Raw genomic sequence first — 19443 nt, forward strand, 5'->3', positions numbered from 1 at the left:
TTTTTGACATCTGCCAAACAATTAAAATTTGATATCAAGATACTCGGTGTGGGAAATCCTTGAAGCCGTTTTCCATTATGTATTCCTTGCTGTTGCAATTAATTACCCAACGCAACCCTGCTTCACTCCAGTCACCGTTAGACTGTAGGTACTCGACGGAGAGGATGAACGATAGGTAGTTACCGAAAATATCGGCATAAGTTCGTTCAAGGGGGTATTTGGTGCGAATGGTTCGGTCGGTGTTATAAACGTACATGTAATGTTTTCCTTTATTCAGGTAACAGTGATCCCTCCGCATTTTGGGGATAGGATCAAAGAGGATTTAAATTAAGAGTTAAGCTGCTGCTTTCTTTTGCATGTAAGGCAGTACAGAAGCCGTATGTGATGTATCAATCATGTTTACAACCGAAGCTAGTATGGCAGGGCTGTACTGGTAGCTATAGGTGTCGAATGATTCAGATTCATGTGAGTGACCGACGATACACTCAATGATTTCTTTAGAAACTTCTTTTTGCTTCAACTCGTTGATAAAAGTATGGCGGAATGAGTGGGCATCAAAGCCTTTGCCTAATCCTAGTTTTTTCCGACGGCGAGCAAACCATTTAGAAGCGTTGTTCGAGTAATAACCTTTAACTAAAGTTAACTCGGGGAATAGGCGGCCACTTTTCTTCGATTCAACGAAAGACAAGAAACCTTTCTTTTTTAGCTCATCATGGATAGGCACAACTCGGATTGATGATTCAGTTTTTACTCGTTGACCATCAAACACTTGTTGTACTAAGAAGCAATCAATACCATCAACTTTTTTGATATCGGTGACATCAAATTGGCAGACTTCGTTGAGCCTTAATGCACTATAGCGCTGGATCAAAGGGACCCAATAATAGTACGGGTGGAGGTATTTATGCTCCGAATAATCTGGCATAGAAAAAATGTTAGTGAGCTGCTCGCCATCGAAAGGGAAACGTTTTTTGCCCTCATGAACTTTACCAATAGGTAGTTTATAGAAGACATTGTCATCAACATAACCATGACGTTTAGCCCATTTCAAGAATGAAGAGAACTTCTGGATATAGCCTTTCTTAGTGGACTGTGAAATACATGGATAAGGTTCTGGCAATGAATAGTTTTTAGCAACTAATTCGAACCCGAATAGACCTTTTAGCTCTGCGTATTTTTCTGAGTTCGCAGGAAGATACGTTAATGCTTTACCAACGGCTTCTGAACCTGCGTAGTCAAGATCTTTTAAATCAGTAAAATCCAAAAAACCAAGTGTCTTAGTGATGCGTTGGTGATCTTCTTGAATGTTCTTTAGGTTTGCACTTGCTAGCTGAGTTCGAGATTTTGTATAAGCATCTAGCAGCTCATAAGAAGTCATTGCCTTAGCGTTTTTCTTGCTTTTCTGTATAGGGAGATCAAGCTCAAGAGCCACGATATTAGGGTTATAGTTAAGATGTATGCTATTTGTGACAGTGGATAGATTCATTGGAATCTCCTATTTCTTCCGTTGGTTTCCATTTAATCTAAAGGGAAGGTTCACGTCCGAATAGTAAAAAATCAGTCATGCTAAAAACCCTTACTCGATAAGTTTGATGATGGTCAAGTTTTTTTAAGCTGTTGATTGTAAATGATTTTAAATTACCACTCCTATTGAGTGCTTATTTTTTAGGCGTGAAAATAATTTAAAGTGGGCGTGAATTCACGCCCCAAAAAACGAGTCAAGCGTTTATATCAATTTAAATTTTAGTTAAGCGGGGAAGTTCAATAAGGTTAATTACTTCTTGAAGCTGGCTAACATCAAGTTCTTTTCCGTAACGATCGTAGGTAATGTTGTTTAAGGTGTGACCTAAGATTGCACCAGCGGCAATATGTGAAACCTGTTTTCGTTTGAACTGCGTAGCAACAGTATGACGGAAGGAATGAAAGTCGTGGCCTTTTCCAAAACCGAGCTTGCTTTTAAATCGGCCATACCACTTAGAAGCGGCGCTACCAAAGCCGTCTCGTGAGTCCTTCAGCTCAGGAAAAACACGCTCGTGTTTTACTGAATGTAGGTACTCAATGAAGCCTAGTTCTATCAAATTTCGGTGAATTGGAATAACACGACGGCTCGTCAAGTTTTTGAGTTTTTGTCCCTCATGTCGGTCATCAATATGAATTACCCAAATTCCATCTCGTTGGCAAATATCTGACTTGTAGAGCTGGCAGAGTTCATTCAGTCTAGCTCCCGTTAGGCTGGCAAGGACTGGTAGCCAGTAGTAGTAGGGGTGTTTGAACTGTCGCTTAGTATGAATCTCGGTACTAAATATTTTTTGTAAATCTCTGTTTGTATAGGCGTTTTTTGCTTCACTGTCTCTGCGCTGTTTGCGAAAGCGGATTGCCTTGAATGGGTTGATGTCAGTGAGTTCGTTCAAGTGGCACCACTCAAAGAACCCAGACATCTTCTGACAATAGTCTTTTACTGACTCTTCACTCAGTGTAGGCATATCGAGGCTATTATTGAGTTTAACCGCTTCCTTGGCTGTTAGACCTTTGAACTGAGGGTGTTTCTTCATGTTGACGGGATACTGCCGTAATAGCTGCACTGCGTCTTCTGCATCACGTCTGCGAATCTCAGGGAGGTGGGACTTTCCAAGTAAACCAAGAACGGTTTGGCACTTAGCTTTCAGCATTCCAACAGCCTTTGGCGATATATGCTGAGCTTTATAGCTACAAAAGCGTTCCAGCATCTTTTCTGGGCATAGCGTTTTAGTTTGTTTGGCTTTCGTTGCGGTGGGTGTTTTATCTTGGTTGAGAGGTTTTACTTGAGGTGATGTTGCGTTGATAGTTGGCGCTAAAATGGTACGACGAACCTGTATCTCTAGCTCTAACGCTAAAAGAATAGCTTTGTCTTTGTTGGATGTTTTCAGTGAGCGCTTGATCTCATGGAATCCATTAAACCGATGTCGATGCTCAGAGGGGATCTGATATCGGAACTGCCAAATACCGGATTTCGAGATAGATAAATAGTGCATGTCTTAGTACCAAAATGTAGTACAAACAGCCTAATATCGAAGTTATAAATACAAAAAGGGCGGTAAATCAGTGACTTACCGCCCTTTCCAAACGTTTGGTGGAGCTGGCGGGAGTTGAACCCGCGTCCAAAAATCATTCATCATTGGTACTACATGCTTAGTCGATCTTTAATTTCACCAGCAACCTGCGAACCGACACGCTAGTTAAAGGCTAACCTGAATTATAATTCGCGCTTTTCCTCTCAGGTGGGAGAAGCCGCGCTAGCTAGTTTGGGTTTGATCTCTTATTGGTCCCCGTCTTACGAGCGGAAGCTAGGGTAAGAGAGCTCTGAGCAGGTTATTAAGCTGCTAGTGCGTAGTTTTCGTCGTTTGCGACTATTTTTTTGCGGCTTTTAACGTGGCCAACCGCCCCACGGCATGCACCTCAGACTTCAAAATTCCTGTCGAATCCTAAATCAGCCCCAAGTGTTATTCGCATAGTACCAGAAAAGCTTTGCCTGTCTAGCACTGTGCGTTTAAGTGCTTAAAATTAACGCAAATTACTCTTCATAATTCGTGCTTTATCTCTCGCCCAATCTTTTTCTTTCATATCAGTACGTTTATCGTGCAGCTTTTTACCTTTCGCTACGCCAACTTTAATCTTCGCCCAAGAGCGAGACCAGTAAAGTGCGGTTGCGACAAGTGTCATGCCTTCACGGTTAATACGACCGATAAGGTTATCGAGTTCTTTTCTCGACATTAGTAGTTTACGGATGCGTGTTGGGTTCGCCACGATATGAGTACTCGCTTGAGTTAGCGGAGTGATCGTCATACCACTGATGAATGCTTCGCCATCTCTGATGTAGACGTAGCTTTCTGCGATATTGGTTTTGCCTTCACGTAGGGATTTTACTTCCCAGCCTTGTAGCTCAAGCCCCGCTTCTATCTCATCATCGATGAAATATTCGTGGCGAGCTTTCTTATTAAGCGCAATGGTATTACTACCGGCTTTTGATTTTGATTTATTCTTTGCCATAATGGCCTCATTATACGGATTGCACCCTAGTTGGGGAATCCTTTTTATTTGCGCTCTGGCCCAATACAATTAAAATTGCAGTTTGTGTTAATGTAACGCTGTCTTTAACAGGAGTCTATATGCCAAAGGTTACTCGTTCAGCATTAGTGTCTTTTAGTGCCGACCAGATGTTCAGCTTGGTCAATGATGTTGCTCGTTATCCTGAGTTTTTGCCAGGATGTTCTGGTTCTCGTGTGATCGAATCTTCAGATTCCGCGATGGTGGCTTCGGTTGATGTCTCTAAAGCTGGTATCAGTAAAACATTCACTACGTCGAATCGAATGGCGGATGGTGCTGAAATTTTAATGGAGCTGGTAGATGGCCCGTTTAAGAAGCTGGAGGGGGGCTGGTATTTCACTCCTCTAGACGACCAAGCATGTAAGGTTGAACTTAAACTAGAGTTTGAATTTTCTAGTCGAATGATTGAAATGGCATTTGGCAAGATTTTCAATGAACTGACAAGCAATATGGTCAGTGCTTTTACTCAACGAGCGAAACAGGTTTACTAAGCCATGACTATTGAATCAGATATGATCCACGTAGAGGTTGTGTTTGCGCTTCCGCACGAGCAGCGTGTGTTTACCTTGGTGGTGAACAAGAACGCGACTGTGGAAGAGATTATTGCGCAGTCTGGTGTTTTGGAACTGTATCCAGAAATCGACTTAGCGAAAAACAAGGTTGGCGTATTCAGCCGTAACGTTAAGCTAGATGCGACGGTTCGTGATAAAGACCGTATCGAAATCTACCGTGCACTGTTAGCCGATCCAAAAGAGATTCGCCGTAAGCGTGCTGAACAAGCGAAAGCGGCGGCTAAATCGTAATACCAAACAAATTTGAATGATAAAGAAGCTCGCATTAGCGAGCTTTTTTTCATCTGTTTGTTAGACAATACAGTCTACAGTCTCATTTGTTAGCAGATATTAAAAAGCCTGCTCATATGAGCAGGCTTTTGCGATTCTTGCTTTTGACTGGAAAGCTTTGTTAGTTGAAAGCTAGCGAAGGCTTTCGAAGAATTCATCACTGGCTTCAAAATCACCATTGATCGTCACTAAGGTGCCCGTTGCATCAAAGTTAACAACAAGATTTTTTTGAATCGAGTCTTCATGGCCTTTTGTGTGGTGGTAAATGTAGTACCACGTATCTGGGTAGCCATTTTCGATAAGCATAGGTGAGCCCATAACGTAACGAACTTGTGTTTTTGTCATGCCAAACTTGAGCTGATCGACAGCTTCCTGTTCAACATAGTTACCCTGATTGATGTCAATTCGATAAACCAACTTCTCTAACAGAGAGCAACCGGTCAACATTGTTAGTGCAAGTGGAACTGCAACTAACCACTTTTTAATTCGCATAGTTTGAGATCTTTCTTCGCTAAAATACTGCCTGATAATAAACAAGCTCCAGCAAGAAGTAAAAAGCTCCTTGCGCTTTGAGCTTGTTATGACTGGCAATTTTGAATTAAGTTGCAAAATTGCCAAGAATTTTCGGTAAATTATCAGAAAGTTGCTGAATATGTAACCTATGCTGCGATTAATAACTCTTTTGCATTGGCAAGCGTCGATTCGGTAATCTGGCTGCCACCAAGCAGTCGAGCAAGCTCTGAAACGCGTTGTTGCTCATCAAGCGTGTGCATTTGAGTCTCGGTTTTACCTGATTTCGTGTTCTTCGCTACAAAAAGTTGTTGGTGACCGCAACCGGCAACTTGAGGTAAGTGAGTCACGCACATAACTTGTGTCGATTCGCCCAGCTTACGTAGCATTTTTCCGACAACCGCAGCGGTTGGTCCACTGATACCCACATCGACTTCATCGAAAATCAGGCTTGGTGTATCCACTTTTTGCGCTGTGATCACCTGAATCGCTAATGAGATTCGTGATAACTCACCACCAGAGGCCACTTTCGCAATCGGCTGCATTGGTTGGCCTGGGTTGGTCGAAACAATGAAGGTCACGTTATCCATACCCAATGGAGAAGGGTGTGTGTTGGTGTTGTTCACTTCAATGGCAAACTGCGCTTTTTCCATGCTCAGTTCGTGCATGCTTTGCGTGATCAGCTTGTTGAGCTCTTTTGCGTAACGAGTGCGAGATTTATGAAGCTTCTCTGATTTAGCAACGAACGATTGGTATTGGTTTTCTACCTCGTTGGCCAGTTCTTCCAATTTTTCATCAGAGCAATCAAGCGCTTCAACTTGTTGTAGTAAGTCTTGATGGTGCTTATACAGCTCTTCAGGTAACACGTGGTGTTTACGAGACATCGACATCACTTTAGAGAAACGCTCCTCAACGTAAGCCATACGACCGGGATCAACATCAATGCTGTCTAGGTAGGTTCTTAACTCGTTGTTGGTCTCTTCGATCTGAATAATGGCTTCAGAAAGCAAGTTCGGTAACTCGGCCAATCTTTCATCTAGCTCAGCTAACTGAATTAAGGAGTTATTGGCCGATTGCAGAATACCAAGCGCATTAACTTCTTCACCTTCATAAATAAGTTCGATAGCTTGCTGACAGGTTGTGGCCAGTTCTCCGCTATTGGAGAGGCGCTTATGCTCTTGTTCGAGGTCTTCATATTCTTCCTCCCCAATAGACAGCTCATTTAACTCTTTGATTTGGTATTCAAGAAGTTGTTTTTGAGCTTGGTTTTGCTGGCTATTCTCACGTAACTCTTTTAAGTGGTTATCCGCTTGTCGCCATGCTTGGTAAGCATTACGTGTCGATTTCAATAGGTTCAAGTGGCCTGCGTATTGATCAAGCATGGCCATTTGATAATCGCTTTTCATCAACTGGTGATGCGCGTGTTGACCATGGATGTTGATCAACAGTTGTCCAAGTGATTTCAATTGCGAAAGAGGGACAGGGCTACCGTTGATGAATGCACGAGAACGACCTTCTTTTGAGATGGTTCTGCGCAGGATGCACTCACTACCATCAAGCAATTCGTTGTCTTCTAACCAGCGGGTTGCATGCAGATTGTTCTCAAGTAAAAAAGCGGCACTGACTTCGGTTTTTTCTTCACCTTGTCGAACCATTCCTGCATCGGATCTTCCCCCAAGACATAAGCCTAAAGCATCGATAGCGATAGATTTACCCGCACCAGTTTCCCCGGTGATTGTTGTCATGCCTTTAGATAGTTCTAGCTGTAAAGACTTAACAATAGCGAAATTATTAACACTTAAATGAGCCAGCATTTTTATTTACCTGTATAACTGAACAATACTGTATATAAGTTCAGTATATACTGTTTCTTTATACAGTAAAGTCGACAGGTGAAAATTTTTTGCGACCGTTATCAGAATTGAGGTTGTTCGTAGATCACTGAAACCGCTATAGATTCCCAACTCAGTCGTTCCTCCCTCTTGGGAGTGGAGGTATAAGGAACTGCAGAGAAGCTAGAGCCGACGGGCTTTTACTGGCAATAAAAAGGCTGACGAATGTCGTCAGCCTTTTAAAATCGTTCGCTTTTCACTTAGAACAGCTTACTCGACCAGCCTAGCTTGTTACGTAGAACGTGGTAGTAGTTGTAGTCTTTAGGGTGGATCAGTTTGAGCACATTTGGGCTTTGGTAAATGTGGATCTCATCACCAGGAGAAACAGGCAGTGAGATTTGACCATCGCAGCTCACCTCCTGAGTTCCACGGTTATCAGGCGATACGATCAGCTTGATACGACGCTTTCCATCCACCACTAGTGGGCGGCTTGAAAGAGTGTGCGGGAACATTGGTACTAATGAAATTGCATTTAAGCTTGATGACAGAATAGGGCCGCCACCAGAAAGTGAATAAGCGGTTGAACCTGTCGGTGTTGAGACGATTAAGCCATCAGAGCGCTGTGAGAAGGCGAAGCTATCATCGATATACACTTCGAACTCGATCATGTGCGCCACTTGTCCGGGGTGCAGTACTGCCTCATTAAGGGCTGCATTGTGGCTTTTTATCTGGCCGTGACGATGAATTTCCGTTTCAAGTAAGAAGCGCTCTTCTTCCATGAACTCGCCTTTGAGAACATCAGTCAACGCGCTCTGGAAGTTTTCAGGGTTGAGATCGGTTAGGAAACCAAGATTACCTCGGTTAACACCAATCACTGAAATGTCGAAACGTGACAAGATTCTAGCGGCACCGAGCATGTTTCCGTCACCACCGACCACAATGGCGAGATCGGCGCGTTTACCTAATTCAATCAGGCTAGAAAAATGTTCTTTTGGGATGTCGTCTAAAATAGTGGCGAGTCTGTCATCAACAAACACTTGATAACCCTCAGCACTTAACCACTGATAGAGCTCTCTATGAGTCTGAATTGCTTGCTGATCTCGAGGTTTACCGATAATGGCGATGACTTCAAATGGCTTTTTCATAACGTTTCCAAACGAATTAGGCTTGAATCAAAATTCTTCATCCCCATAATAAAGGCAAGTTGAACGTCTATGCGAGTGTTTTATATCAATTTGGGGCGCAAACACGCCTGTCACTTGCATTGAAAACGAATTCTGGAGATATCATGAGCAACGAAGAAAACAAAGTAACCGAAGCAGAGCTAGATCAGATCATCGCTGAAGCTGAGAAAGTTGAAGAAGCTGAACTGAATGAAGACGCTGCTGATGAGCAGGAAGCAAAAATCGCTCAACTGGAAGCTGCACTGCTTTCTAGCGAATCTAAAGTGAAAGAGCAGCAAGATTCTGTTCTTCGCGCGAAAGCTGAAGTTGAAAACATGCGTCGCCGTAGCGAACAAGAAATTGATAAAGCGCGTAAATTCGCTTTGAACAAGTTTGCTGAAGGTCTGCTTCCTGTAATCGACAACCTAGAGCGTGCAATGCAAGCGGCAGACGCTGAAAACGAAGTGGTTAAGCCACTGTATGAAGGTGTTGAGCTAACGCACAAAACGTTCGTAGACACAGTTGCTAAGTTTGGTCTTAAAGAGATCAACCCTGAAGGTGAAGCGTTCAACCCTGAATTCCACCAAGCGATGTCTATTCAAGAAAGCCCAGATCACGAATCGAACACGGTTATGTTTGTGATGCAAAAAGGCTACGAACTAAACGGTCGTGTGGTTCGCCCAGCGATGGTTATGGTTGCTAAGTAATGACGAATTACGTTGCCAAGTGATTGACTGGTGCATTGACTGAGTTAGTCGCAGCGACAAAATAAATCACTGGTTTGCGTAAAATAAAAAGAGAGGCATATGCCTCTCTTTTTTTATGCCTGTAACTTGAGAGTCCACGTAAATAAGCATCAAAACCGCATTAAGAATGTCGTTCTTTTTATTTCATTCAGATCAGCGATTTAGAGTTTTGTGTTATGAAGCTGGTTGTTATTGAGTAAATGTTTTGATGTCACATTTGTGATGTTTTTGTAAATAAACACTTTTAATTGTTATCTTTGTATGTAAAATCCACTGCCATATAGCGATTTTGATCGCATATATAACTATAAAAGTACAAATTTCAAACACAACAAACTGGAGAAGAACGATGGATAAATCGCTCTCAAGTAAAATTTTTGTAGGCTTGTTTGCTGGTCTACTTATTGGTACTGCTATTCAGTACCTATTCAGCGGTATTGCTATTTTTGATACGTATCTACTTGGTGCTGCAGAAGGTGCTGGTGGTATGTTCGTATCACTTATCAAGTTACTTGTAGTTCCTCTTGTATACGTATCTATTGTTTGCGGTATTGTTGAGCTAAAAGATATTCGTTCATTTGGTCGTCTCGGTGGTAAAACCTTTGGTCTTTACATTATTAACACCATCATCGCGATCTCAGCAGCGCTAACGATTGGTCTTATTTTCCAACCAGGTGCAGGTGCGAATCTAGCGGGTACGGTTTCTGAGACAATTGCGCTTACAACAACTGAAACACCAGACATCTTCTCTCTTGTTGTTAACATCGTTCCTAGCAACCCTGTAGAAGCGTTCGCAAGCGGCGACATGCTACAAATCATCTTCATGGCAATTTTGACAGGTCTTGCTATTCAAGCGCTTGATTCTCGTGGTGGCCCAGCTATCAAGACATTCAAGATGGCTAACGAAATCATGATGAAGCTTATCGGCCTAGTAATGAGCTTGGCGCCTTACGGTGTATTTGCTCTGATGATTCAACTGGGCGCAACACTGGATGCAGACACGCTAATGTCAGTTGCTGGCTATGTGGCGCTTGTGGTTGCAATGCTTGTGTTCTGGATTTTCTTCTTCTATCCAATGATGGTTGGTTCATTCACTGGTATTTCTCCAAAGCAGTTCCTACGTGCAACTCGTGAGCAAGTTCTATTCTCACTATCTACAGCAAGTTCGAATGCAACAATCCCAGTAACAATGCGTACTCTTACTGACAAACTAAACGTATCTAAGTCAGTAGCAGGTTTCGGTGTACCACTAGGTGCAACAATGAACATGTCTGGTGTATCTATCTACATCGCACTAGCAACTATGTTCGTAGCAAACGCATTCGGTCAGCCAATCAACACTGCTGATATCTTTACTCTAGGTCTAACTATCTTGCTACTTTCTATCGGTGCTGGTGGTGTTCCTGGTGGTGGTGTGGTTATGGTCGGTGTTCTATTGCACCAACTAGGTTTACCACCAGAAGGTCTAGCGATTGTTGCTGCTGTTGACCGTATCTGTGACATGTTCTGTACTTCTTCAAACGTAGTGGGTGACACAGCGGTGAACACTATCGTTGCTAAATCTGAAAACGAAATTGGCGTTGAAGCTAACGAAGAAGCTGAGCTGCAAAAAGCAGAAGTTTAATTCTTAATTAAGACTCAATAACTGCGAAGCCCCGCTCAACCAGAGCGGGGCTTTTTTGTTTCTGATGATAAGTGCTTTGGGCTATCTGATAACCTGGCTAAAAATATCTTTGATTGGTGTTAAGTCTCATTTTTTCTTTTTACTCGTGCCGAATTGGCCATCAGTTTTCAATCTTTAATATAGATCACATATAATAATACAATATTATTTTATTGTTCTGGCAACCTACATTATGACGACATAAAGGAAACCCAATAATGAAGCTGTCTTACCTTAGCCTACTGACTGCCAGCCTTTTAGCCGCTCCCGCTCTTGCTTCTAATCACGATATTGGTCAACAGTTCAATCTTGACCCTGCAAAAGCACCAGCACAAAACTTCGATTTATCTAAATGGAAAATTAACTTACCGGAGCTGACGACTGAAGGGTCTAGAAAAGGTAAAACGCTGGAGATTGGTAAAAAGGAACTGTCGAATGTAGACACGCCTTACGTTCACCCTAAATGGTTCTACACGGATGCTGAATCTGGTGCGATGGTGTTTGTGGCTCCGAATACAGCTCCAACGACGCCAAACAGTAAAAACACGCGTAGTGAGCTAAGAGCGATGCTAGCGGATAGCTACTCTGCGCCGAGCAACAACTTCGCGATTTCAAGCCATAAGAACGCGGAAGAGTTTGGCTCTATTGGCGGCCAAATGACGGCGACGCTTTCTGTCGATCAGGTGAGTACCAGTGGTAACTACAATAAAACAGGCGCATTTTCAGTCGTCATCGGGCAAATTCACGGCTCGGACAATGAACCTCTTAAAATTGTTTACCGTAAACTACCAGAGCATGAGCATGGTTCATTAACATGGAACTACGAGCTCAACCCGCCGACAGAGATGAAAAACGCGAAGGATGAAAACGGAAAGAAACTTCGTAAAGACATTCGCCATGATGTATTTGGTCAATACAATCTGAAAAAAGGCAGCTCGGACCCTGCTGATGGCATCAAGCTAGGTGAAGTGTTCTCATACGATGTGAATATCAAAGATAACATCATGCACTTAACCTTTACTAAGAATCCAAACTCAGCCGATCCTATTGTGAAGACGTATGATGTTGATTTGGCCAAGGGTAAGTATCAGGGGCATGATATCGACCTTGGTTATGGACAGGACTGGATGTACTTCAAGGCGGGCGCATACAATCAATGCAACACTAAGAAGTCGAGCTCAGCCTGTGAATGGCGTGGTATGGAAGCGGGTGATTACACTCAAGCGAGCTTCTACCAGTTAGTGCTCAACCAATAATATGGCTGAATCAGTCACCATTTGAACAATATTTAACTGATTAATATCTATTTGAAAAAGACCTTCCACATGAAGGTCTTTTTTTATGGCATCTGGAATAGGGTTGAGGTTTCAATGTGGCGACAAATGCGAGAGTTTCTCAACATTGGAGCCTTAATTGGCAAGGGATCGGTCACTTTTTACCTTTATGTAAAAAGATACGGGAAAAAATAGATTTTTTTTACTTATTCCCTTGAAAACCAGTTTGCAGCCCTTATCTATGGTGCATACGAAAGCAAATTACATTTGCACTTTAATTTTGTGTATTAGGGTTGATTCCCTGATTACCACCCCCACATATGTGGGTATAGCAAAAACTTAATAGAAAATATTTCGGAGATGGCCTGATGGGTAAAATCATTGGTATTGATTTAGGTACTACTAACTCTTGTGTTGCTGTTCTTGACGGCGACAAACCACGCGTAATTGAAAATGCTGAAGGCGAACGCACAACAGCATCAGTAATCGCATACACAGAAGGCGAAACGCTAGTTGGTCAACCTGCAAAACGTCAAGCTGTTACTAACCCTCAAAACACACTGTTCGCTATCAAGCGTCTAATCGGTCGTCGTTTTGAAGATGAAGAAGTTCAACGCGATATCGAAATCATGCCTTTCAACATTGTTAAGGCTGACAACGGTGATGCATGGGTTGAAGCGCAAGGCCAAAAAATGGCTGCTCCTCAAGTATCTGCTGAAGTTCTTAAGAAAATGAAGAAAACAGCTGAAGATTTCCTAGGCGAAGAAGTAACTGGCGCAGTAGTAACTGTTCCTGCTTACTTCAACGATGCTCAACGTCAAGCAACGAAAGATGCTGGCCGTATCGCTGGTCTAGATGTTAAACGTATCATCAACGAACCAACTGCTGCTGCTCTAGCTTACGGCCTAGACAAGCAAGGTGGTGATCGCACTATCGCTGTATACGACCTTGGTGGTGGTACATTCGATATCTCTATCATCGAAATCGATGAAGTAGAAGGCGAGAAGACTTTCGAAGTTCTTTCAACTAACGGTGACACTCACCTTGGTGGTGAAGATTTCGATAACCGCATGATCAACTACCTAGTAGATGAGTTCAAGAAAGAGCAAGGTATCGACCTTAAAGCTGATCCACTAGCAATGCAGCGTGTTAAAGAAGCAGCAGAAAAAGCGAAAATCGAGCTTTCTTCTACTACTCAAACTGACGTAAACCTACCTTACGTTACTGCTGATGCGACTGGTCCTAAGCACATGAACATCAAAGTGACTCGTGCGAAGCTTGAGTCTCTAGTTGAAGACCTAGTTCAACGTTCTCTTGAGCCACTAAAAGTAGCTCTAGCAGATGCTGACCTATCTGTAGGCGAAATCACTGACGTTATCCTAGTTGGTGGTCAAACTCGTATGCCTATGGTTCAAGCTAAAGTAACTGAATTCTTCGGTAAAGAGCCACGTAAAGACGTGAACCCTGACGAAGCTGTTGCAATGGGTGCTGCTGTTCAAGGTGGTGTACTAGCTGGTGACGTTAAAGACGTTCTACTACTAGACGTTACTCCTCTATCTTTCGGTATCGAAACGATGGGCGGCGTGATGACTAAGCTTATCGAGAAAAACACAACTATCCCTACTAAAGCGGATCAAGTGTTCTCTACAGCTGAAGACAACCAAAACGCAGTAACTATCCACGTTCTTCAAGGTGAGCGTAAGCAAGCGACTTACAACAAGTCTCTTGGTCAGTTTAACCTAGAAGGTATCCAACCAGCACCACGTGGCATGCCACAAATCGAAGTAACATTCGACCTAGATGCTGATGGTATCCTGAACGTATCTGCTAAAGATAAAGCAACAGGTAAAGAGCAGAAGATCACTATCCAAGCATCAGGCGGCCTGTCTGAGGAAGAGATCGAAGCAATGGTACAAGAAGCAGAAGCTAACAAAGAAGCGGACAAAAAGTTCGAAGAGCTAGTAACTGCACGTAACCAAGCTGACCAAATGATTCACGGCACTAAGAAGCAAGTAGAAGAAGCTGGTGAAGCTCTACCTGCAGACGAGAAAGCTAAAATCGAAGCGGCTATCACTGCACTAGAAGAAGTTAAGTCTGGTAACGATAAAGAAGCTATCGACGCTAAAGTTCAAGAACTTATGCAAGCAGCTCAAAAGCTAATGGAAATTGCTCAACAGAAAGCTCAAGCTGAACAAGCTGGTGCTGACGCTGGTGAACAACCTAAGCAAGACGACGATGTTGTAGACGCTGAGTTTGAAGAAGTTAAAGAAGACAAAAAATAAGTTCGTCGCAGAGTAGCCTGATTTCGTTATCGGAAGTGTCCACCTACTAACGTAGGCTCCGCGCTTCCACTTAGGACTCAAGCTATCTTCTTAGAAATTTGTCTCAAAGACTTATTATTGCGGGCGTCAGAGGTAACTCTCACGCCCGTAAATTTGTATTTAGACTTGTCGATCTAGATAATAGCTTTATTCGGCATTTCAGCCGGCAGAACTTTTATCTAGATTGATACACAGACTACTGAAGTGATCATTCGGTAGTAGCAATTATTTTGGTGACCTAGAACATGTCAAAACGTGATTTTTACGAAGTATTAGGCGTAAGCCGCGATGCATCAGAGCGCGATATTAAAAAAGCGTACAAACGCTTAGCGATGAAATTCCACCCGGACCGTAACCAGGGTGATGAGACCGCAGCAGATAAGTTTAAAGAAGTAAAAGTAGCGTACGAGATCCTAACCGATTCTCAAAAGAAAGCAGCTTACGACCAATACGGTCATGCAGCCTTTGAACAAGGTGGCATGGGCGGCGGCGGTGGTTTCGGCGGCGGTGGCCAAGGTGACTTCGGCGATATCTTCGGTGACGTATTTGGCGACATCTTCGGCGGCGGTCGTCGTGGTGGCGGTCAACAGCGTGCACAACGTGGTTCAGATCTACGTTACAACATGGAACTTTCTCTAGAAGAAGCGGTTCGTGGTGTTTCTAAAGAAATCGAAGTACCAACACTTGTAGAGTGTGATACTTGTGACGGCAGCGGCGCGAAAGCGGGTTCTTCTGCACAAACGTGTGGCACTTGTCATGGCCACGGCCAAGTACAAATGCGCCAAGGTTTCTTTGCGGTTCAACAGACTTGTCCTACTTGTAACGGTAAAGGCAAGATCATCAAAGACCCATGTAACTCATGTCATGGTCAAGGTCGCAAACAGAAGACGAAAACACTTAACGTTAAGATCCCTGCTGGTGTTGATACTGGCGATCGTATTCGTCTATCAGGCGAAGGCGAAGCGGGAGAGCAAGGCGCTCCGGCTGGCGACCTGTACGTACAAGTACACGTAAAAGAGCACAACATCTTTGAGCGTGACGGCAATAACCTTTACTGTGAAGTTCCAGTAAGCTTCTCTATGGCTGCTCTAGGCGGTGAAGTTGAAGTTCCAACACTGGATGGTCGTGTAAACCTTAAGGTACCAGAAGAGACACAAACGGGCCGTATGTTCCGTATGCGTGGCAAGGGCGTGAAAGGCGTTCGTGGTGGCGGTGTGGGTGATCTAATCGTTAAGCTAGTGGTTGAGACTCCAGTTAAGCTAAGCGCTCGCCAGAAAGAATTACTGCGTGAATTCGAAGAAACCTGTGGTGGTGAAGCGGCAAGCAAGCATAAGCCAAAGTCTGAAGGTTTCTTTAGCGGCGTTAAAAACTTCTTCGATGACCTAACTAAGTAATCAATTTATTGATGTCTTAGGTTATTGATGCCTTGAGTTTTTAATGATTTAAGTTATTGATAAAGTTGGAAAAGCCTGCTCGTTTAGCAGGCTTTTTTGTATCTGTAGATCAGGGGGAAAGAAGCTCGAGAAGAAAGAGTCGAGATTTATCAGATAAATTCTAGAGCCCTTTGGTGGTTGCTCTTGTTACTTCCAACACGTTTCTGGCTCCGAAATGCCCGAGTGGTGCAATTCCAAAATATCAGTCGTCGAATCTAAACAGTCATCACTTGTCTGTGGTGCATGCGGCTCAGCCTGAATTGAATAGGTGCTGCTGCTTGCTGAGATAGCGAACGTGTATCGGCTAGAATCGGTATCACAAAACAAGCATGTTCCTCCAGAAATAATATTCACTGCTGCCGACGCATAGTTTCCCGTGTATAGGGTTTCTATCTCCAGTTGTATTTTGGTCATGTCGGCCATCGCTGTAACTCGATGAGCCTTGGTAACATGGTTGGTATAACTTGGATAGGCAATGGCACCGAGTATCCCCACGATTACCACAGCCAGCAATAACTCGATCAATGTCATCCCTCTCATGCTTATGTTGTTGCTGTTGCATATATTTCTTCGAATCATCGCGAGTAGTTTCCTTTCATAACTCTGTCCATTCTTCTCTGGTGGTAGCATCGCTGCAAGATTAAATACGGTTACGCACTGAATTACATAGGAATTTGGGAAATGACTCGCGGGTTTACTTTATTAGAGCTGTTAGTAACGGTATCGGTGCTGTCGATACTGATAGCTGCGGCTGCCCCGAGTTTTAGTTCGGTTACTGAAACCGTCAAGATGCAGCGACTCGCCGGAGAGTTGAATGGCTTTCTTATTCAGGCCAAGTCTGAATCGGTTAAAAGGAATCAAGATCTTTGGGTGCATTTTTCTATGGATAAAAATGAGGAGCAATCAACAGGGGAATGGAGTCTGTTGTTGAAGCCGACCGAAGATCTCTCTGGCGAAACGCTGGTGATGTTATCGGGTCAACCGTTTCGAGATGTGTCGTTTTCTCACAACTATACGGGGGCGAGAATCAGCTTTGAGAGTGTCAGGGGGAGACCAGCAAGAGGCACGATCTACCTTTCTCCTAATGCATCTTCAACCGACCGTTTATTGATTAAATTATCTAGCCCTCCTGGGCGCATAAAAGTGTGTGGTGAGTCGAGTGCGCAGTATGGCTATGATGCGTGTTAAGCCGATAGTAGCAGCGCCTAACAAGCAAAGAGGAACATCACTGATTGAATTGATGGTGGCCTCAGTGATTGGCGTGTTCGCGATTTCTATTATCGGCAGTGTTTTTATTACAGGGCAGAGAATAGCCAAGGACAAAGGCACTGAGTTACTGCTGCTACAAAACCTAACCAGCACCATACAAGTGATGAAAGAAGACATTCAACGAGCGGGATACGATGGCTCAAACGGCTACTCAATCAAGTTATCTGGTGCAGGCAATACGATTCAAGTGAGTGGTGGCGCTGCGGTGGGTTTTGTTTATTTCAGAGAGGGTTCGAGCGGCAATAAAAACCACCGCAATATTGTTTACCAAAAAAACGGCACCAAGCTGCAAATATGTGAGAAGGGCACTACAGTATCTGAGGCGATCCCCACGTTTGAACAGGTGACTGGCTGCTATTCATTGTTTGATGACACCATTATGGATGTCGATGAGTTCAATATTACGTCTCGGGTATTAGAGCAGAACTCGATAAAGAGCACGCTCACAGATATTAGTATAACCGCATCAATTCCAACTGCTGCGGTGACTAAGTCAGTGTCTGTTTCTATTAAGCAGAGGAATTGGCAATGAGGAGGTATACAAAGCAGTATGGCGTAGTGACTTTGTTGATTACATCTGTGCTTTTGCTTGGAGCCTTAGTTGTGACGCTAGGCTCCTATCGAAGCATTTTCCATCAGATGAAAGTGGCTCAAAATGAAGTTCAAGGCAGGCAAGCACATTGGCGATCGGAAGGTGGCTTGGAGTGTGGCTTCACTTACATCGCTGAAAATGATCTGACAGCTATTCCCAATGATTTAATGGATTATTGTCAGCAGTCGAAAGTCGTTACGTTGGGATCAGAAGCACTCACGCCAAATATATTGGTGTCGAGTTCTGAGTCTTTATCGCTGAACAAAGAGATTAGTTTTGTAGACGCTTCGGGATTAGGAGTAATGCAAACCAATTCGAGTTTAGAATTTATTTCTGATCACAATATCGATATTAATCCTGATATTGCTCTTACTGCTGTTGATGGTATTAACGAGTGTGTATCGGTTCGATTTTTAGATAGTGTTATCTATAAGCAAAAGGGAGGAGGACGTTTGAAGACCATTACTCCAGAGTCACCTCCTTTTTCTACGTTTGAGTCTTGCCAACAAACCACCAATATTAGCAATGATGCAACCATCGACTCCGTTGGGGCGCTGCCTTCAAACTCTTTTCAATCAGATTTCAAATTCGATCCGGATATCGATACGTTCTCTAATTATTTTGGCGTGCCAAAGACGTCAGAGAACATTGACCAAATTAAGCTTGATTATCATGTTATAGACCTTATTGATCGGACAGTTGTCCCCCCTAAGCATATTGACTTGGTTGATGGTGAATATGAAGGAAATAAGTGTAGCAAAGCCATTAATGATGCCTTTTCAAGTGGGGAGAATAAGGTATGGGTTATAGGTGATTGCGTCGTTTATTCACCTGCGATTAATGTAGTTGAACCTATCCCAGGGGTTATTACGCCTCGCTCTTTAGTGATTCAGGACGGCATCGTTGCGAATGGTAACGCGAGCGTATTTGACGGGGCTTTTTATCATCTAAATGATATGACCGTATTCGATAACACTAACTCTCCCGATACTGATACCGACCTACTGAGTGGTTTGTGGGCTAAAGTTCCAGATACAATTCCTATTACTGATTTAGTACAGAGTAATTCGGTTTATATTGGATTTGCTTCTTTTTTCCCTAAAGGAGGGATGTTCTTTGATTCCGTTGGTGGGTTATCGACAATTCAGGGTTCAATCAATTTGGATTATACCGGTGAATACAACCCTCATAGCACTCCTTTAAAAGCGAAGTGGAAGCGAGGATCATGGAATGATTTCTAAGAACTCAGGTTTTAGCTTGATAGAGGTTCTTATCTCTTTTCTGTTGATTGGCGTTGCCTCACTAGGGCTGGTTAAATTACAGGTCTACGCTGAACAAAAATCGGATTTTGCGCTCCACAGCGTAGAGGCGCTGCATTTTGCTGAAAGGCAGATGGAGTATTATCGAACTCGGGCGTCTAATGCGAGTGGGGCGGTAGGTTTAATTCCTTTTTCAGAACTAAATCAGGCGAGTTATTGTCTCAACACAGCAAGTTCAGATCCTTTATCCGGTTTGTCGGGGTCTGCCTATGCCATGACTTGTGAAGTGACTAATGCAAACGGTGCTCTGTCTAGCGCATTAAAAAGCATTACTGTCACAATTGCATGGCAAGATCGTATGAACCACGCACAAAGTATTTACCTCGAAACTATGCTCTCCAAATACAGTGAGTTTGATTGACCCTCAAGCAAACGTTTACTGCATGCCAAGGCTCA

At 43.3% G+C, this 19443-nt stretch carries 19 protein-coding genes and 1 other RNA gene; 11 read left to right on the forward strand and 9 right to left on the reverse strand.

The genetic code is table 11. From position 1 onward, the window contains the following. Nucleotides 1–34: 34 nt before the first annotated feature. From AB4371_RS20035 to smpB, 5 genes are all read right to left on the reverse strand, one after another. On the reverse strand, nucleotides 35–256 hold the full coding sequence (locus AB4371_RS20035) for a hypothetical protein (protein ID WP_372128791.1): 222 nt from the start codon (nucleotides 254–256) through the stop codon (nucleotides 35–37). A 78-nt stretch (nucleotides 257–334) separates the two neighbouring features. Further along, on the reverse strand, nucleotides 335–1486 hold the full coding sequence (locus tag AB4371_RS20040; protein ID WP_372128793.1) for a site-specific integrase: 1152 nt from the start codon (nucleotides 1484–1486) through the stop codon (nucleotides 335–337). A gap of 250 nt (nucleotides 1487–1736) precedes the next feature. Then, nucleotides 1737–3011 (reverse strand): tyrosine-type recombinase/integrase, encoded by a 1275-nt coding sequence (locus AB4371_RS20045; RefSeq protein WP_372150563.1) that lies wholly within the window; start codon nucleotides 3009–3011, stop codon nucleotides 1737–1739. Nucleotides 3012–3107: 96 nt separating this feature from the next. Beyond that, nucleotides 3108–3474, reverse strand: a transfer-messenger RNA (tmRNA) gene (gene ssrA, locus AB4371_RS20050). A gap of 66 nt (nucleotides 3475–3540) precedes the next feature. Further along, nucleotides 3541–4026 (reverse strand): SsrA-binding protein SmpB, encoded by a 486-nt coding sequence (smpB, locus tag AB4371_RS20055; RefSeq protein ID WP_004735156.1) that lies wholly within the window; start codon nucleotides 4024–4026, stop codon nucleotides 3541–3543. 119 nt (nucleotides 4027–4145) lie between these two features. Here smpB and AB4371_RS20060 point away from each other — a divergent pair, with 119 nt between their 5' ends. Beyond that, nucleotides 4146–4574, forward strand: coding sequence for an SRPBCC family protein (locus AB4371_RS20060; protein WP_010438915.1), 429 nt, complete (start codon nucleotides 4146–4148; stop codon nucleotides 4572–4574). 3 nt (nucleotides 4575–4577) lie between these two features. Next, the gene (locus tag AB4371_RS20065; RefSeq protein ID WP_017069541.1) at nucleotides 4578–4886 is read left to right on the forward strand and encodes an RnfH family protein; all 309 of its coding nucleotides are present in this window, start codon (nucleotides 4578–4580) and stop codon (nucleotides 4884–4886) included. A 171-nt stretch (nucleotides 4887–5057) separates the two neighbouring features. Here AB4371_RS20065 and bamE read toward each other — a convergent pair whose 3' ends face one another. The 3 genes from bamE to nadK form a co-directional block, all read right to left on the reverse strand. Continuing rightward, a complete protein-coding gene (bamE, locus tag AB4371_RS20070; protein ID WP_010438918.1) occupies nucleotides 5058–5417 on the reverse strand; it encodes an outer membrane protein assembly factor BamE in 360 nt (119 codons plus the stop codon). 167 nt (nucleotides 5418–5584) lie between these two features. After that, nucleotides 5585–7249 carry a DNA repair protein RecN gene (gene recN / locus AB4371_RS20075; protein ID WP_017059862.1) on the reverse strand — a complete coding sequence of 555 codons (1665 nt, stop codon included), beginning with the start codon at nucleotides 7247–7249 and terminating at the stop codon, nucleotides 5585–5587. Nucleotides 7250–7527: 278 nt separating this feature from the next. Further along, nucleotides 7528–8412, reverse strand: a complete 885-nt coding sequence (nadK, locus tag AB4371_RS20080) for an NAD(+) kinase (RefSeq protein WP_017066747.1) — start codon at nucleotides 8410–8412, stop codon at nucleotides 7528–7530. A 143-nt stretch (nucleotides 8413–8555) separates the two neighbouring features. Between nadK and grpE the strand changes: the two genes are divergently transcribed. The 5 genes from grpE to dnaJ all read left to right on the forward strand — a co-directional run bounded on the left by grpE (nucleotide 8556) and on the right by dnaJ (nucleotide 15828). Beyond that, nucleotides 8556–9137: a nucleotide exchange factor GrpE gene (grpE, locus tag AB4371_RS20085; RefSeq protein ID WP_017069543.1), complete on the forward strand. Its 582-nt coding sequence runs from the start codon at nucleotides 8556–8558 to the stop codon at nucleotides 9135–9137. A gap of 388 nt (nucleotides 9138–9525) precedes the next feature. Beyond that, complete coding sequence (locus AB4371_RS20090; RefSeq protein WP_371722135.1) at nucleotides 9526–10800, forward strand: dicarboxylate/amino acid:cation symporter; 1275 nt, start codon at nucleotides 9526–9528, stop codon at nucleotides 10798–10800. Between the two features lie 257 nt (nucleotides 10801–11057). Continuing rightward, the gene (locus AB4371_RS20095; protein WP_017072010.1) at nucleotides 11058–12095 is read left to right on the forward strand and encodes a polysaccharide lyase family 7 protein; all 1038 of its coding nucleotides are present in this window, start codon (nucleotides 11058–11060) and stop codon (nucleotides 12093–12095) included. Nucleotides 12096–12481: 386 nt separating this feature from the next. Next, nucleotides 12482–14395 carry a molecular chaperone DnaK gene (dnaK, locus tag AB4371_RS20100; RefSeq protein WP_017067645.1) on the forward strand — a complete coding sequence of 638 codons (1914 nt, stop codon included), beginning with the start codon at nucleotides 12482–12484 and terminating at the stop codon, nucleotides 14393–14395. A 284-nt stretch (nucleotides 14396–14679) separates the two neighbouring features. Beyond that, the gene (gene dnaJ, locus AB4371_RS20105; RefSeq protein ID WP_017059869.1) at nucleotides 14680–15828 is read left to right on the forward strand and encodes a molecular chaperone DnaJ; all 1149 of its coding nucleotides are present in this window, start codon (nucleotides 14680–14682) and stop codon (nucleotides 15826–15828) included. Between the two features lie 186 nt (nucleotides 15829–16014). On the opposite strand, the gene AB4371_RS20110 is transcribed toward dnaJ, so the two are convergent. Beyond that, complete coding sequence (locus AB4371_RS20110) at nucleotides 16015–16446, reverse strand: type IV pilin protein (RefSeq protein ID WP_372150564.1); 432 nt, start codon at nucleotides 16444–16446, stop codon at nucleotides 16015–16017. Nucleotides 16447–16548: 102 nt separating this feature from the next. On the opposite strand from AB4371_RS20110, the gene AB4371_RS20115 reads away from it, so the two are divergent. Genes AB4371_RS20115 through AB4371_RS20130 form a run of 4 tightly spaced genes read left to right on the forward strand, consistent with a single transcriptional unit; the run spans nucleotide 16549 to nucleotide 19408 of the window. Beyond that, nucleotides 16549–17055: a GspH/FimT family pseudopilin gene (locus AB4371_RS20115; RefSeq protein WP_372150565.1), complete on the forward strand. Its 507-nt coding sequence runs from the start codon at nucleotides 16549–16551 to the stop codon at nucleotides 17053–17055. Beyond that, nucleotides 17036–17668 (forward strand): PilW family protein, encoded by a 633-nt coding sequence (locus tag AB4371_RS20120; protein ID WP_372150570.1) that lies wholly within the window; start codon nucleotides 17036–17038, stop codon nucleotides 17666–17668. The genes AB4371_RS20115 and AB4371_RS20120 overlap by 20 nt, the downstream gene beginning before the upstream one ends. After that, on the forward strand, nucleotides 17665–18969 hold the full coding sequence (locus AB4371_RS20125) for a hypothetical protein (protein WP_372150566.1): 1305 nt from the start codon (nucleotides 17665–17667) through the stop codon (nucleotides 18967–18969). The genes AB4371_RS20120 and AB4371_RS20125 overlap by 4 nt, the downstream gene beginning before the upstream one ends. Then, nucleotides 18959–19408, forward strand: coding sequence for a prepilin-type N-terminal cleavage/methylation domain-containing protein (locus AB4371_RS20130; protein WP_372150567.1), 450 nt, complete (start codon nucleotides 18959–18961; stop codon nucleotides 19406–19408). The genes AB4371_RS20125 and AB4371_RS20130 overlap by 11 nt, the downstream gene beginning before the upstream one ends. Nucleotides 19409–19443 lie beyond the last annotated feature (35 nt).

This window comes from Vibrio sp. 10N.261.51.A3 (assembly GCF_041471965.1).
Classification (GTDB): Bacteria; Pseudomonadota; Gammaproteobacteria; order Enterobacterales; family Vibrionaceae; genus Vibrio; species Vibrio crassostreae_C.

What these genes read in the sequence shown, in the direction of transcription:
- AB4371_RS20035 (WP_372128791.1), bottom strand. Translation starts at nt 256, where the DNA reads ATGTACGTTTATAACACCGACCGAACCATTCGCACCAAATACCCCCTT.
- AB4371_RS20040 (WP_372128793.1), bottom strand. Translation starts at nt 1,486, where the DNA reads ATGAATCTATCCACTGTCACAAATAGCATACATCTTAACTATAACCCT.
- AB4371_RS20045 (WP_372150563.1), bottom strand. Translation starts at nt 3,011, where the DNA reads ATGCACTATTTATCTATCTCGAAATCCGGTATTTGGCAGTTCCGATAT.
- smpB (WP_004735156.1), bottom strand. Translation starts at nt 4,026, where the DNA reads ATGGCAAAGAATAAATCAAAATCAAAAGCCGGTAGTAATACCATTGCG.
- AB4371_RS20060 (WP_010438915.1), top strand. Translation starts at nt 4,146, where the DNA reads ATGCCAAAGGTTACTCGTTCAGCATTAGTGTCTTTTAGTGCCGACCAG.
- AB4371_RS20065 (WP_017069541.1), top strand. Translation starts at nt 4,578, where the DNA reads ATGACTATTGAATCAGATATGATCCACGTAGAGGTTGTGTTTGCGCTT.
- bamE (WP_010438918.1), bottom strand. Translation starts at nt 5,417, where the DNA reads ATGCGAATTAAAAAGTGGTTAGTTGCAGTTCCACTTGCACTAACAATG.
- recN (WP_017059862.1), bottom strand. Translation starts at nt 7,249, where the DNA reads ATGCTGGCTCATTTAAGTGTTAATAATTTCGCTATTGTTAAGTCTTTA.
- nadK (WP_017066747.1), bottom strand. Translation starts at nt 8,412, where the DNA reads ATGAAAAAGCCATTTGAAGTCATCGCCATTATCGGTAAACCTCGAGAT.
- grpE (WP_017069543.1), top strand. Translation starts at nt 8,556, where the DNA reads ATGAGCAACGAAGAAAACAAAGTAACCGAAGCAGAGCTAGATCAGATC.
- AB4371_RS20090 (WP_371722135.1), top strand. Translation starts at nt 9,526, where the DNA reads ATGGATAAATCGCTCTCAAGTAAAATTTTTGTAGGCTTGTTTGCTGGT.
- AB4371_RS20095 (WP_017072010.1), top strand. Translation starts at nt 11,058, where the DNA reads ATGAAGCTGTCTTACCTTAGCCTACTGACTGCCAGCCTTTTAGCCGCT.
- dnaK (WP_017067645.1), top strand. Translation starts at nt 12,482, where the DNA reads ATGGGTAAAATCATTGGTATTGATTTAGGTACTACTAACTCTTGTGTT.
- dnaJ (WP_017059869.1), top strand. Translation starts at nt 14,680, where the DNA reads ATGTCAAAACGTGATTTTTACGAAGTATTAGGCGTAAGCCGCGATGCA.
- AB4371_RS20110 (WP_372150564.1), bottom strand. Translation starts at nt 16,446, where the DNA reads ATGATTCGAAGAAATATATGCAACAGCAACAACATAAGCATGAGAGGG.
- AB4371_RS20115 (WP_372150565.1), top strand. Translation starts at nt 16,549, where the DNA reads ATGACTCGCGGGTTTACTTTATTAGAGCTGTTAGTAACGGTATCGGTG.
- AB4371_RS20120 (WP_372150570.1), top strand. Translation starts at nt 17,036, where the DNA reads ATGGCTATGATGCGTGTTAAGCCGATAGTAGCAGCGCCTAACAAGCAA.
- AB4371_RS20125 (WP_372150566.1), top strand. Translation starts at nt 17,665, where the DNA reads ATGAGGAGGTATACAAAGCAGTATGGCGTAGTGACTTTGTTGATTACA.
- AB4371_RS20130 (WP_372150567.1), top strand. Translation starts at nt 18,959, where the DNA reads ATGATTTCTAAGAACTCAGGTTTTAGCTTGATAGAGGTTCTTATCTCT.